General features: G+C 39.7%; 14 protein-coding genes and 1 other RNA gene. 2 read left to right on the top strand and 13 right to left on the bottom strand.

Features of this window, described 5'->3' with window-relative positions; genetic code table 11:
* The first annotated feature begins 304 nt into the window (after positions 1-304).
* Together C0J00_RS01345 and galU are read left to right on the top strand one after the other, a co-directional pair.
* Positions 305-1,324 (top strand): NAD(P)H-dependent glycerol-3-phosphate dehydrogenase, encoded by a 1,020-nt coding sequence (locus C0J00_RS01345; protein ID WP_104967207.1) that lies wholly within the window; start codon positions 305-307, stop codon positions 1,322-1,324.
* A 13-nt stretch (positions 1,325-1,337) separates the two neighbouring features.
* The gene (gene galU, locus C0J00_RS01340) at positions 1,338-2,252 is read left to right on the top strand and encodes a UTP--glucose-1-phosphate uridylyltransferase GalU (RefSeq protein ID WP_104967206.1); all 915 of its coding nucleotides are present in this window, start codon (positions 1,338-1,340) and stop codon (positions 2,250-2,252) included.
* 78 nt (positions 2,253-2,330) lie between these two features.
* On the opposite strand, the gene ffs is transcribed toward galU, so the two are convergent.
* The 13 genes from ffs to galE all read right to left on the bottom strand — a co-directional run bounded on the left by ffs (position 2,331) and on the right by galE (position 12,289).
* Positions 2,331-2,428: signal recognition particle sRNA small type (gene ffs / locus C0J00_RS01335), an RNA gene on the bottom strand.
* A gap of 16 nt (positions 2,429-2,444) precedes the next feature.
* Entirely contained in the window at positions 2,445-2,969 is a 525-nt protein-coding gene (gene tadA, locus C0J00_RS01330) for a tRNA adenosine(34) deaminase TadA (RefSeq protein ID WP_104967205.1), read from the bottom strand.
* Positions 2,969-3,745 carry an MBL fold metallo-hydrolase gene (locus tag C0J00_RS01325; protein WP_104967204.1) on the bottom strand — a complete coding sequence of 259 codons (777 nt, stop codon included), beginning with the start codon at positions 3,743-3,745 and terminating at the stop codon, positions 2,969-2,971. The genes tadA and C0J00_RS01325 overlap by 1 nt, the downstream gene beginning before the upstream one ends.
* Before the next feature lie 139 nt (positions 3,746-3,884).
* Complete coding sequence (locus C0J00_RS01320; protein ID WP_104967203.1) at positions 3,885-4,139, bottom strand: hypothetical protein; 255 nt, start codon at positions 4,137-4,139, stop codon at positions 3,885-3,887.
* A gap of 13 nt (positions 4,140-4,152) precedes the next feature.
* Entirely contained in the window at positions 4,153-4,710 is a 558-nt protein-coding gene (locus tag C0J00_RS01315; protein ID WP_104967202.1) for a nucleotidyltransferase family protein, read from the bottom strand.
* Positions 4,711-4,761: 51 nt separating this feature from the next.
* The gene (locus tag C0J00_RS01310; protein ID WP_104967201.1) at positions 4,762-6,618 is read right to left on the bottom strand and encodes a proline--tRNA ligase; all 1,857 of its coding nucleotides are present in this window, start codon (positions 6,616-6,618) and stop codon (positions 4,762-4,764) included.
* 158 nt (positions 6,619-6,776) lie between these two features.
* Positions 6,777-8,039, bottom strand: coding sequence for an RIP metalloprotease RseP (rseP, locus tag C0J00_RS01305; protein ID WP_104967200.1), 1,263 nt, complete (start codon positions 8,037-8,039; stop codon positions 6,777-6,779).
* An 18-nt stretch (positions 8,040-8,057) separates the two neighbouring features.
* A complete protein-coding gene (locus C0J00_RS01300) occupies positions 8,058-8,852 on the bottom strand; it encodes a phosphatidate cytidylyltransferase (RefSeq protein WP_104967199.1) in 795 nt (264 codons plus the stop codon).
* An 18-nt stretch (positions 8,853-8,870) separates the two neighbouring features.
* A complete protein-coding gene (locus C0J00_RS01295) occupies positions 8,871-9,620 on the bottom strand; it encodes an isoprenyl transferase (RefSeq protein WP_104967198.1) in 750 nt (249 codons plus the stop codon).
* A 157-nt stretch (positions 9,621-9,777) separates the two neighbouring features.
* Entirely contained in the window at positions 9,778-10,119 is a 342-nt protein-coding gene (yajC, locus tag C0J00_RS01290; protein ID WP_104967197.1) for a preprotein translocase subunit YajC, read from the bottom strand.
* 99 nt (positions 10,120-10,218) lie between these two features.
* Positions 10,219-10,554 (bottom strand): thioredoxin family protein, encoded by a 336-nt coding sequence (locus C0J00_RS01285; protein ID WP_104967196.1) that lies wholly within the window; start codon positions 10,552-10,554, stop codon positions 10,219-10,221.
* Positions 10,555-10,610: 56 nt separating this feature from the next.
* The gene (locus C0J00_RS01280; RefSeq protein WP_104967195.1) at positions 10,611-11,204 is read right to left on the bottom strand and encodes a nucleoside/nucleotide kinase family protein; all 594 of its coding nucleotides are present in this window, start codon (positions 11,202-11,204) and stop codon (positions 10,611-10,613) included.
* A gap of 89 nt (positions 11,205-11,293) precedes the next feature.
* On the bottom strand, positions 11,294-12,289 hold the full coding sequence (gene galE, locus C0J00_RS01275) for a UDP-glucose 4-epimerase GalE (protein ID WP_104967194.1): 996 nt from the start codon (positions 12,287-12,289) through the stop codon (positions 11,294-11,296).
* Between the last annotated feature and the right edge of the window lie 15 nt (positions 12,290-12,304).

Below are 12,304 nucleotides of genomic sequence, written 5' to 3'. Positions count from 1 at the left end.
TATCAGTTTCAATTAAAAAATAATTTTTCGACAATTAAAATATGTTTTCATAAATTTACAGAAAGCTTTTAAAATAACTTTTATTCCTTTATTTTTTGATGTTTTAACAATTATCACCTTTACTCTTTTTTTATTTATTGTACTATTCTTACATTAACTATCAATAGTGGTAAGTCAATCATCCCGACAACATAAAAACGTTTTTATGTTATAATAAAGAAGCATATTATCACTAGCAGATGGCTACTTAACAGACCATTCGTTTCTGCTAGAACTGCTATTCATTTACAATCAAGGAGTTACTATGAGCAAACAAACAATTGCTGTCTTAGGACCTGGTTCTTGGGGGACCGCATTGGCACAAGTACTAAACGATAATGGACATGAGGTGCGTGTTTGGGGGAATATCACTGAACAAATCGATGAATTGAACCAAGACCATACCAATACCCGATACTTTAAAGATATCATTCTCGATAAAAAGATTATAGGCTACCATGATTTGGGACAAGCATTAGATGGCGCTGACGCAGTGCTCTTTGTTGTGCCAACAAAAGTAACCCGTTTAGTGGCTAAACAGGTCGCTAAAGCGCTAAAACATAAAGTAACCGTTATGCACGCTTCTAAAGGGCTTGAACCTGACACCCATGAGCGTTTATCTACTATCCTTGAGGAAGAAATCCCAGCAGATCTTCGTTCAGAAGTGGTTGTTGTTTCTGGTCCAAGTCACGCCGAGGAAACGATTGTTCGTGATATCACACTTATCACAGCTGCCTCAAAAGATCTAGCAACAGCTAAGTACGTCCAAGAACTCTTTAGTAATCACTACTTCCGCCTTTACACAAATACCGATGTCATTGGGGTTGAAACAGCTGGTGCCCTCAAAAATATCATCGCTGTTGGCGCGGGTGCCCTCCACGGTCTTGGCTATGGCGATAATGCCAAAGCTGCTATTATCACACGTGGACTAGCAGAAATCACTCGCCTAGGTGTCGCTATGGGAGCAAGCCCACTTACTTACAGTGGACTATCAGGAGTCGGTGACTTGATTGTCACAGGAACTTCTATTCACTCTCGTAACTGGCGTGCTGGTGATGCTCTTGGTCGTGGTGAAAAACTTGAAGATATCGAGACAAATATGGGGATGGTTATTGAGGGAATCTCAACAACAAAAGTCGCCTATGAATTAGCACAGGAATTAGGTGTCTATATGCCAATTACCAGTGCTATTTACCGTACAATTTACGAGGGAGCTGACATCAAAGAATCAATTCTTGACATGATGTCTAACGAATTCCGCTCCGAAAATGAATGGACAGAATAAAGGATTAGAGATTATGAACGCAAAAGTTAGAAAAGCTATTATTCCAGCTGCAGGTCTCGGCACTCGCTTTTTACCAGCAACTAAGGCTCTTGCCAAAGAAATGTTGCCAATCGTTGATAAACCAACGATCCAGTTTATTGTTGAAGAAGCCCTCAAATCAGGAATTGAAGAAATCTTGGTGGTCACAGGTAAAGCCAAACGTTCCATTGAAGATCATTTTGACTCTAATTTTGAATTAGAATACAATCTAGAACAAAAAGGAAAGAACGACCTTCTAAAATTGGTCAACGATACAACGGCTATCAATCTTCATTTTATCCGTCAAAGTCATCCTCGTGGACTCGGAGATGCTGTTTTACAAGCCAAAGCCTTTGTTGGTAACGAACCTTTTGTTGTCATGCTTGGAGATGATCTCATGGATATTTCTGACGATAAAGCCATTCCTTTGACCAAACAACTCATTAATGACTTCGAAGAGACACACGCATCTACTATCGCTGTTATGCCTGTTCCTCATGAAGAAGTTTCGGCTTACGGTGTTATCGCCCCTCATAAGGAAGTTCGTAAAGGCCTTTATAGCGTTGATACTTTTGTCGAGAAACCGGCACCAGAAGATGCCCCAAGTGATTTAGCTATTATCGGACGCTATCTACTGACACCAGAAATTTTCTCTATTTTAGAAAATCAAGCACCCGGTGCTGGAAATGAAGTTCAATTAACAGATGCCATTGATACCCTTAACAAGACACAACGTGTCTTTGCACATGAATTCACTGGCAATCGTTACGATGTTGGTGATAAATTTGGATTCATGAAAACTTCTATTGATTACGCCCTCAAGCACCCACAAGTTAAAGATGATTTAAAACAATACATCATTAATTTAGGAAAAGAATTAGACGGTAAAAAAGAAAAAGTTGAAAAGTAAGACAAAACTCTGTTTTGCCCCTATTTGCTAAACATTTGACAGAAAAACCCTCTGAAATCTTGATTTCAAAGGGTTTTTATATTGCACAAAAAAAGAGCACACACTTGACATCGCTTAGGGCTGCTGGATTCCTCCCCTGACCCACTTCACGCACAAGTGTTGCTCCATTTACTAGTATAGCATATTTTTAACTTATTGCAAACTGCTTTTTTTATCAGCTTCCTGAGCTAAACGCTTAGCTTCCTTCTTTCGCTCTCTCCCTTGGCGGAAAAAGGTCTGCATGATGGCTGCACAGTCTGCTTGTAAAACACCTTTTTCGACCTGCACACGATGGTTCAATCTCTCATCTGTCAAGATATCATAAAGACTACCTGCGGCACCGAACTTCTGATTTGGTGCTCCATAGATGACCTGTGGAATGCGAGCTAACCCGATAGCACCGCTACACATGACACAGGGTTCAATAGTCACAAATAAAGTTGCCTCAAGCAAACGCCAATTCCCGACCATCTGATTAGCTTCTTGGATGGCCATAATCTCTGCATGCATAATCGCTTGATTAACTTCCTCACGCGCATTGTGCCCGCGTCCGATAATCTGACTGTCCTTGACGATAACACAGCCTATGGGAATTTCATCCTTAGCTAAGGATTTTTGAGCTTCTTTCAAAGCCTCCTGCATAAAGTAGGCTTTTTCTGTTTCTGTCAATTCTTGCATTAGAGTTGTCCTAGATCCCATGATTTATGTGGTTCAGCTAGTTCGACTGGAATATCACCAGCATATTGCTGCGCTTCTTGACGAAGGATTTCTAAATGATTATCTGGATCAACTCCTTTTGGAGCTACTGGTGGCATGTGCGTTAGGACTAATTTTTTGACGCCAGCCTGAACAGCAATCTCACCTGCTTCTTTAGTGGTCAAATGAGCTGGATGATTTTCATTCCCTTCATAAAGGTAGACGTCTGCTAAGAAGAAATCAGCACCTTTGACAAAGTCTGGCAAGGCTTTAAAATAGCCTGTATCTGCTGTAAAAAGAAGGATTTGACCAGTTTCACGTTCGACAATGCGAAAGGCATAGCAGATAACAGGGTGGACCGTTTTGATAAAGGTGATGTCAAAAGGACCAATACTTTGCGTCCCATCAACATCATAGGCAATCCCTTCTGATACATCTGGCAAACTTAATTTTTCAAACTCATCCTTATCTTCATTGTGGGCATAGATAGGAATCACTTTGGGTTGCCATAAGTGTTTGGGATAGAGCTGGCGGTAATGACGCAGAACCCCTAAATCTGCCACATGATCAGGATGATAGTGTGAAATCAAGACAGCATCCAAATCCAGCGGGCTAATTTCTTTTTCCAATTCATTTAAAGAGCGTGAACCTGCATCCATCAACAGCTGAAAACCATCGTGTCCTGTCAGCAGATAAGATGTCGTTCCACCGTCTTTAAATGGGTAACCTCCCCAGCAACCAAGCGTTGTCAATTTCATACAAAAGCTCCTTTCTTTTCTCTATTATAACAAAAATGACCTTAATTCTGATAAGTTCAAGGCAGTCGTTCAGAAAATTCCTTTTCTAATCTCAGATATAGATAACTTTACTTTTGAACTTTCAAACGAATCCATCCACTTATTTCCACAAGGCATAACAGCTAATAAGAAGCATGATGATAGAGCCATAGCGGATGTATATCTGAAATCTATCTCTTTGATATAAAGCTATGTAATCAGGTACTTTAGGATAGAGAGCAAAACTTCCAAACCAGAGTATCCGCCCCCATAAATGCCACTTATCATCTTTACAGATAATACCAACAACCGTTAACAAAACAACGACAGCAAACAAACGATTAAATTGTTGCCAAAAAGTCCATTTTTTAATCATTCTTTCCTCCAAGTTAGTCTCTGAAAAACTTGATTTGCGGCCATTTTTTCGACCAATTTTTCCTTGCTATACGTTCATTATAAACAGCCATACGCTTATCTGAAGCCTTAAAATGCGGTGTTGGGTGAATCTCAAAACGACTAATAACATCTAAGCCATAAGGTGCGAAAAGCTCTAGCTCATCATCAATTAACCTCAAAGCTACTGCTGTTGCTGTTTCTGGGTATTTACTGATAGCATCTCTAGCTGATTCATAGCCTGCTGTATCAGGGTTATGAACATGCATAAAGACTTGATTTTTCAACTCCCACGGATAATCAGGGTAGCTTTCTTTTAATCTTCTTTCTCTGTTCAAAGTTTCTTGGTAGGATATTTCTGGATCATAAAAGACCACATCCAAGTCAGTTTCAGTATCAAATCCAGAAAAACCAGATTGAACATTCCAGATGTAGTTACGGACAAAACCTGCTGCCAGCCAAGAATCCTGTAACTCTAAATCAGCAATCACATTTAAAATCGTCATCATCTGCTGTTCCTTTTGAATCAATGCTAAAAATTCTTTCTCTATCATAAACCCATTATAGCAAAAAGCTTTGACAAGGTGCCAAAGCTTTTCATCTTCTTAATTTTCGTTTGTCAAAATTTCCAAGGTTTCAATCAAGTTGTCTTGGTGAACTTCAATACTGTCACCAGTTGCTTTGATTTTTACTTCAACGATACCGTCGGCTGCTTTTTTACCAACAGTCACACGGATTGGTAAACCAATCAAGTCACTATCAGAGAATTTTGAACCAACGCGTTCGTTACGGTCATCTGTCAAGACTTCATAACCTTTAGCCATCAAAGTGTTTTCGATACTTTGTGTCAAGTCGTTAGCAACTTCGTCCTTTGTATTAACTGTAATCAAGTGAACATCAAATGGTGCTAACTCTTTAGGGAAGTTGATTCCCCATGCAAAGCGGTAGTCTCCTTTTGGTGTCTTGTTAACAAAGAGACGGGCATGCTGTTCGATAACAGCTGACAAGATACGGCTAACACCAATACCATAACATCCCATAACAATCGGTACAGAACGGCCATTCTCATCAAGGATATTAGCCCCCATACTGTCAGAATAGCGAGTGCCAAGTTTAAAGATATGACCAATCTCGATACCACGCGCAAATTGAAGTGTTCCTTTTCCATCTGGAGAGACTTCACCCTCTTTAACTTCACGAATATCAACATATTCAGCCTTGAAGTCACGGTCTGCATTAACACCAGTCAAGTGGAAACCATCTTGGTTAGCGCCCACAACAACGTTAGCTGTATTTTTAACTTTACGGTCAGCAATGATACGCACAGTTTCGAGAAGGTTAACAGGCCCAAGCGAACCGAAGCTAGCACCAAAAACTGGACGGACATCTTCTTCACTAGCGGCTTCAAGGAAGTCAGCACCGAGATAGTTTTTCAACTTAACATCATTGACTTGGTCATTTCCAACAAGAAGGGCTACTACTAATTCACCATCAGCTTTGAAAACAAGCGTTTTAAGCGTATCTTCTTCAGGAACATCAAGGAAGTCAGCCACATCATCGATAGTCTTACAGTTTGGTGTTTCCACTTGAACAAGAGCTTCTTGTGAGACAACTTTTGAAGTCTCTTTGAATTCATTGGTTGCCATTTCAAGATTGGCTGCATAGGTTGATTCTGTTGAATAAGCAATGGTATCTTCACCAGAAACCAACCAAGAAGATAATTCTTCCTTGATTTGTTCTAAGACATCTTCTGGAATGTCTTGGATTGATGGGATTGACTTATCCAAAACCAACCAGCGATCCAAGTCAGTACGGTCTGGAGTAACAGCCATGAACTCTTGAGAGTCCTTACCACCCATAGCACCACCATCACCAATAATACCCTTAAAATCAAGACCTGAACGAGTGAAAATAGCCTCATAAGCTTGACGATAAGCTTCATAAGCAATATCAAGATCTTCATAGTCCTTATGGAAGCTATAACCATCTTTCATGATAAATTCACGCGTACGAAGAAGGCCATTACGAGGGCGTTTTTCATCACGGTATTTAGATTGGATTTGGTAAAGATTAAGCGGTAGTTGCTTGTAAGATTTGACTGAATCACGAACTAAATAAGTAAGTGTTTCTTCATGGGTTGGTCCCAAGATAAAATCTGACTGATCACGGTTTTTCAGTTTGTAGAGGTCTTCCCCATAGGTATCATAACGACCTGACTCACGCCATAGATCAGCTGTCAAAAGGGCTGGGGCCAACATTTCTACTGCACCGATTTTTTCAAATTCTTGACGCATGATGGTCTTGAATTTTTCAATAACACGGTTAGCTAGTGGTAGGTAGGCGTAAATCCCTGCTGAGACTTGACGAACGTAGCCAGCACGTACCATAAGGGCGTGACTGATGACTTGTGCATCGCTAGGCATCTCGCGTAGCGTAGGAATAAGCATATTAGATTGTTTCATAATTAAGTTTCAATGCTCAAAATATCACTCATGAAAAGTATAGATTCTGAGATAGGCACCGGAGACTATACTTTTAAAAATGCATTTAAAGCGTGTTCTGTTTTGTCATCAAAACGAACACTTTTCCTTTCTGTTTAAGGTTATTGACTAGAATGATTTTAGAAGAAGACTCGCATGATGTCATTCCATGTAACAGCAATCATCAAGACCACCATAATACCGACACCAGCTAGCGTAATATAGGTTTCAACTTCTTGACTAAGAGGTTTGCGTCGGATGGCTTCAATGATATTAATGAAAATTTTACCACCATCAAGTGCTGGGATAGGAATAAGGTTAAAAATACCTAAGTTAATAGATAACATCGCCATCAATGATAAAACACTGACCAGACCGCTCTTAGCTGCTTGGTTGGACATTTGATACATGGCAACTGGTCCCCCAAGTTTGTTTAAACTAAAATTGGTAATCAAATTTTTCAAGGCACGAACAATAAGTGTGGCACCATTCCAAGACTCTTGAAGACCACCGATAACTTTATCCACGAAGCTGGTTTTCAAACCTGGCATGACACCAATCACATAATTACCATTGACTTTTTGCGGTTTAACAGTGATTTGGCGTTCCTGACCATTTTCTTTAGAGACTAAGACTTGGATACTATCATCCTTCTTGAGATTACGAGTACTATCATCAACGGCTTTGGTCAAACCTTCCCAATTAGCTACCGTGGTTGAACCGATTTGCAAAATACGGTCTCCATCTTGAACACCAGCAACCTGCATAGCGCCACCCTCTGATACCCTGATTTGGTTGGTATTAGCATCTGGGGCACCGCCTTGAACAAACATCATGACAATAAATACCAAAGCTCCTAGGATGAAATTATTCATAGGACCAGCGAAGTTCGTCATCATACGTCCCCAAACGGTCGCATTTTGATATTGCACATCAAGTGGAGCAATACGAACTTCTGTACCATCTTCTTCGACAATAGTTGCATCATGATCAACAGAATAGGTTCTCGTCTCATCAAGAATCACTCCTGTAATTGTCAACTTATCTTCTAAATCGTAAGCTGTTACATTCATAGGAAGACTTGTTTGATCTAGATATTTCTGAGATAGGTTGATCCTTTTCACCAAGCCATCTTTGTTCAAGGTTAAGGTAACAGGTGTACCGGTTTTTATATTGGTACTATCATCACCCCAACCAGCCATTCTGACATAGCCACCAAGTGGCAAGGCGCGAATGGTATAGGCAGTTCCATCCTTACCTGTATGTGCAAAGATTTTAGGACCCATACCAACTGCGAATTCGCGGACTAAAATCCCAGATTTTTTAGCAAAATAAAAATGACCAAACTCATGAACGACAACTAAAATTCCAAAAATAACAATAAAAGCTAATAATCCCTGCATAGGCCTACTCCTCTTAGTTTAAAATAAACCAAACAAATGCATGATTGGAAAAACAAAAATCATACTATCGAAACGATCAAGGATACCACCATGTCCAGGAATAAAATTGCCAGAATCTTTGACGGCAAAACGTCGCTTAATAGCACTCTCCACTAGATCACCAAATTGCGCAAAGATACTAAAAATAGCAACTAGTATAAGCATGACTAAAAAGTGATGAGGGGCATAAACATCTTTATCAAAAAGCATAAAGACTAGTGACACGATAACTGCTGATAAGATACCCCCTAAACTTCCTTCAATGGTTTTATTGGGAGATACTTTGGGTAACAATTTTCGACGCCCCATCCGACGCCCTATAAAATAAGCTCCTGTATCAGTTGCCCAAACAATAAAAAGAGCTAAAAAAACTTTATCCAAACCAGCCATTCTCGCATTGACGAGATTTTGGAAACCGATACCTACGTACAAGCTCGATAGTATTGGATAAGCTGCATCATCGAAAGCATAGGTATCACTAGAAATAACCGTTCCAGCTAAAATGAAAAACATGAGGAGACCAAATATTGTAAAACTCCCATCAACTGGTAAAAAAGTTAAGTAGTTTTGTAAAGGAACGACCAATGAAAAAGCTGCTAACATAGCAAAAACACCTTCAAATGAGAAGACTTCTAAACGACGCATCCGAAGCAATTCAGATACAGCTATCATTGCTAATACACCTATAAAAAGCTGAAAAGGGAGGTCACCGATCCACAAAAAGGGAAGAAATATTGCTAAAGCAATTGCTCCCCAAATCACACGTTGTTGCATTAAAAATTCCTTTCTGGATTATAAACCACCGAATCGACGATGTCGGTGATTATAGTCTGAAATAGCCTCTTTAAGGGCTTGACCATCAAAATCTGGCCATAAACGGTCAGTAAAATAAAACTCACTGTATGCAATTTGCCAAGGAAGAAAGTTACTGGTACGCAACTCACCACTTGTTCGAATAACGAGATCAGGATCACGATAAAGATAAGGCAAACGGCTCGTCATCAAACGACCTGATATGAGATCCTCTGTGATGTCACCTGGATTTAAGCGAGCATCTAAGACGTCTTGCGCTAACTCACGAACGGTTTCAACAATCTCTGCTCGACCACCATAATTAAGTGCAAAGTTAAGAACCAAGCCTGAATTATGTCGTGTCTTTTCTAAAGCATTGTCAAGAGCCGCCAAAGTATCTTTTGGTAAACGATGACGGTCACCAATCATTTGGATGCGGACATTATTTTTATCTAGTTCTGGAACGTACTTGTCAAAAAATTCAACAGGAAGCTTCATGATGAAAGCAACCTCATCTTCTGGACGAGACCAATTTTCTGTTGAAAAAGCATAAACAGTTAGAACTTTTACGCCTAATTTAGAAGCATCGATGGTAACTTTTTGAAGAGCATCCATGCCTGCTTTATGCCCCATAATCCTTGGTTGGAGACGTTTTTTAGCCCAACGGCCATTGCCATCCATAATGATTCCAATATGGTTAGGAATATTATCAAGAATCATTTCTTTATTTTTTCGTTTTAATCCAAACATGTATCTTCCTTTATCAAAGCATAATCATCTTATTTTACCATATTTTAAAGGTTTTTAACCATGATTTGTGCTAAGTTCAGTTCTGAATCATTATTTTTTAATTTTCTGTTAAAAAAAGTATCTTTTGTCAGTTAAAAAAGAGTCCTAGGACTCTCTTTTAACTTGGTTCAATTACTGTATCTTCTGAGATATCAGCTTGCACAGCACCTTCGTCGACAAGCCCGATTTCACCCGGGATGTCTCCAACTTTTGTCACGACACGCTTGATAGCTGATAATTCAAATGTTAAGTAGACACCATCAATGTCAAGTACAATTTTTTGTTCTGCTTGATTAACTTCATCAACAACTCCATACAGACCACCAATCGTCACAACTTCATCACCTTGAGTGAGAGCGTTAATCTGATCTTGTCGTTGCTGAGCAGCTTTTTTCTGTTGACGTGTTGTAAAATACATCATCCCCGCCATAACGAGGACCATAATTAATATTGTTGGCATTTTTTATTCCTCCAAAGATATATTAACTATCATTATAGTAAAAAAAGAGCCAACAAACAAGGTCAGCTCTGCTATTTCCTGTAAAATCAGCCTAAAGTCTTAGCCGATAAAGTCTAAAATCTCTTCTTCAGATAGCGATGAATCACAAACGACACGCACTTGACCATTTTCAGCGACTAAGAGACCAGGAACGGTTTTAATCCCATATTTATCGCGAAAAGCTTGGATGTTTTCAAATTGTGAAAAATCTTCCGAATGTAGGTAGTCAACTGTTAGGTTATTTACCTTAACAACAGTTGTCAACTTTGGTTCAAAACGTTGGCAATAAGGGCAGGTTGGTCGACCAACAAAAAGAATCACTTTTTCTTGAGTGTTAATCGCTTCTTCAGCTGCTACTGCTGAAATAAGGTTAAAAGCTGATGCAAATTCTGACATATAATGTCCTCACTTTACTGGTTTTTTCTATATTTTACACCTAAAAATGAAGAGATTCAATTATCTGAAACATACTTAGATATGATCATGTAAACTTCTTGGCTAACTTCTTCAAGTGTTTTAGCATTTGTATCTACCACAATGGTATTATCCTTCGCTAAGAACCAGTCTCTTTTTATTGGCAAGAGATTGTCAAGTTGAAAGTCAAAAAAGGAACGCCTTCTCGTTTTATCCAATTGTTTCCGCTGTCGTAATTCGGACTCACTGGCATCAAGGTAAATCACAAGGTCAGGCAGACAAGTTTCTAATGCTTTTAACTTATTGATCAATTGCGGACTCAGTTGCCAATCCTTCCCACATGCTTTGGGATAAAATCGCGTATAAAAATCAATTTCTTCCGCACCAAAATCCATCAAAACAACTTTCTTATCCGCCACCTTTCCATAACGAGAGATTTCATGATCAATCCATAAAGCTTGGATCATTTGATAATCCTTATAGTTATCTTTATCTAACTGAAGTTGATTTATTTTTGTCACTACAGGTGAAATGTCTTCATGGCTCACAAATACTTCGTGTAATTTCTGTCCTAGATAATTCACCACACTCGTTTTTCCGACTGCCATCGACCCCTGAACTGAAATAATCATTTTATTCCTCTCTAGCAAAAGAGGTTGGCATAACTTCCAACCTCATCTTAAACTTTGGGCGTTTTTCTACTCCCTTATAAAAACTTCAATTAGTCATCATAACCCTGAGGGTGGCTTGAATGCCATGCCCAGGCTGTTTCGATGATTTTCTCAATGTTATCAAATTGTGGTTTCCAGCCGAGCACCTGACGCGCTTTGCTAGATTCTGCGATGAGACTATCAGGATCCCCAGGGCGGCGATCTGCCATCTCAAGTGGGATTTCCTTGCCTGTCACGCGACGAGCAGCTTCAACAATTTCAAGGTTTGAGAAACCTGTGGAAGATCCGAGATTAAAGGCGGTTGATTCATTACCTTCACGAAGGTATTTCACTGCTAAGAGATGGGCATCAGCTAAGTCAAAGGGGTGCACATAGTCACGAACATTGGTTCCGTCTTTAGTATCATAGTCTGAACCGAAAATAGAGATTTTCTCACGTTGCCCAAGTGCTACTTGAAGGACAATCGGTAAGAGATGGGTCTCTGGACGGTGATCTTCACCAATTGAACCGTCTGGCTTATCTCCAGCGACATTGAAGTAGCGAAGTGGTACAAACTTGATGCCATAAGCTTGATCAGCCCATTTCATGATAGTTTCCATCATGAGTTTGCTTTCCCCATATGGATTGATTGGGCGTTGCGGTGTCGTTTCCTTGATTGGTAACTCTTCTGGGATACCGTAAGTTGCGGCGGTTGATGAAAAGACGATGTTTTTCACGCCACACTCATTCATCACTTCCAAGAGTTTCACCATGCCAACAGTGTTATTATCAAAGTATTTCAAGGGATCTGTCATGGATTCCGCAACCAGAGAAAAAGCTGCAAAATGAATCACAGCATCAACTTCAGGATGTTCCTGAAAGACCTGACGCATGAAATCCTTATCTGCCAAATCACCTTCATAGAATTTGGCATCTGGATGCACTGCGGCGCGATGTCCTGTCACCAAATTGTCAACAACAACTACTGTCTCATCTGTTGTTTCTACCAAACGGTCAACCATGTGTGAGCCGATATAACCTGCTCCACCTAATACTAAAACTCCCATCGTTCTCCTATCTTT

The organism is Streptococcus pluranimalium (assembly GCF_002953735.1).
GTDB lineage: Bacteria > Bacillota > Bacilli > Lactobacillales > Streptococcaceae > Streptococcus > Streptococcus pluranimalium.
The sequence above is the reverse complement of the archived record's forward strand: the minus strand, read 5'-3'. Positions and strand labels throughout refer to the sequence as shown.